Origin of the sequence: Meiothermus luteus (assembly GCF_003574085.1) — a bacterium.
Taxonomy (GTDB): domain Bacteria; phylum Deinococcota; class Deinococci; order Deinococcales; family Thermaceae; genus Meiothermus; species Meiothermus luteus.
This window is the reverse complement of record NZ_QWKZ01000207.1, coordinates 1-1,099: the sequence shown is the minus strand read 5'-3', so window position 1 is coordinate 1,099 and position 1,099 is coordinate 1. Positions and strand designations below refer to the sequence as shown.

Genomic DNA, 1,099 nt, shown 5'->3' with positions numbered 1-1,099 from the left:
GGCCCCCACCCCCCCCAGCGGGCGGACCTTGCGGGCCTCCAGGGCCTCTTGAACCACCCCTTCGGGCAGCAAGCGGCTGCGAACCCAGGCGAAGCGCAGGCCAGGCCGCTGTGCCGCCATTTGCTCGGCGGCGGCCAGCAGGAAACCCAGCATATAGCGGGCGGCAAAGGGGCGGCTTCCCGGAAAGAGCAGCACCTCTACCGGGGGAACCTCCACCGATGGAGCCTCGGCCAAGGCATCCACCACCAGGTTGCCCACCACCCGAATACGGCCGGGGTCGGCCCCACGGGCCTGCATGGCTGCGCGGGTGCGCTCGGAGTCCACCAGCACCGCCCTGAGGCCGGGATGGTAGGCCTTGGGGTCAAAGGTGTAGGCAAAGGCCGGGTAGCCCGTGGCCCACCCCAGGAACACCGCATCCCTCGGGGCTCCCCCCAGCATCAGCACCAGGCCCCGACCCCGAGCCCTCCCCGCCAACAGCCGGGCGGCCCACTCCCGGCGGCCCCCCAGAAAGTCAAGGGGAAGCTCGCGTGCCTTGGCCCACTCGGTGCCCGAGGCGAACTGGTCGCGGATTAAGAAAAGCCCGAACCGAGCCCCTGGAAGGGCCCTCCTCAGCCGGGAAAGCACCGGCGGCACCCAGGTAGAGAGCTCACCGGGGCCGTTGGTCAGCAGCAGCACCTCGTCCAGCATGGAAACTCACCGGCCGTCCTGGCCCAACCCACCAGGGCGGGGGCTGCGGCCGCACTACTCGCTGCAGGCAGCCCCGCCGCGCACAAAACCTGAAAGGCCGCGCCGAGAGGGAGCCGCCAAGAAAGCCTTGAAAACCCGGACCTCCTCTGTATCAGGTAAGTCGTCCAGAGGTTTGCCCTCGCGCAGGGCCCGAAAAGCCCGCTCGAGGGCCCGGTAGCGCTCCCCAGTGATGCCCGCCCGGCGCAGGCCCACGGTGTTGAGTCGATAGTGGAGGGCCGGACTGCCCTCGGCCAAGGAAAAGGGAAGGACGTCGCGGGTTACCTTGGCCATGGCCCCCACCATGGCCCGCGCGCCAATCCGAGTGAACTGGTGCACCCCTGCCATCCCCCCTATGACCGCGTAGTCCCCCACC

At 69.8% G+C, this 1,099-nt stretch carries 2 pseudogenes; both read right to left on the bottom strand.

The annotated features are described in order from the left end of the window. Positions 1 to 687 (bottom strand): annotated as a pseudogene (locus Mlute_RS15300) (sugar synthetase); the annotation flags it as partial. 54 nt (positions 688 to 741) lie between these two features. Beyond that, a pseudogene (locus tag Mlute_RS15295) lies at positions 742 to 1,099 on the bottom strand (acyl-ACP--UDP-N-acetylglucosamine O-acyltransferase); the annotation flags it as partial.